This is a genomic window from Isoptericola croceus (assembly GCF_029382255.1).
GTDB classification, from domain to species: Bacteria; Actinomycetota; Actinomycetes; order Actinomycetales; family Cellulomonadaceae; genus Isoptericola; species Isoptericola croceus.
The window spans coordinates 1-259 of the sequence record NZ_JARLLG010000444.1 but is presented as its reverse complement, the minus strand read 5'-3'; the positions used below and the strand labels follow the sequence as shown (position 1 = coordinate 259).

1 protein-coding gene is annotated in these 259 nt (G+C 35.1%); it reads left to right on the top strand.

What is annotated here, in order from left to right:
• The coding region (locus PZC42_RS21815) for a hypothetical protein (RefSeq protein ID WP_277214293.1) at positions 1-259 on the top strand (259 nt) is incomplete at both ends.

The window sequence follows — 259 nt, the reverse complement described above, 5'->3', positions numbered from 1 at the left end:
ATAAAGACGGTACGCTACAAGCAGGCATTTCAATAGATGCAGTATTTGACAATCCCGTTTACTTCGGTCAAAAGGACTTGTCAAATAAAGACGCTGACTTTGAAGCAGATTTGATTCAACGATTGATTGGAACCCGATTAAAACCGCTGCAATCAAACATTTATGCCAAAACAAGAGAGGTGCAAAATATAATAACAGAAACCAAAAAACTACAAAATCTTAAAGAACTTAAAAAAGAGACGGAAACACTCATTCATAA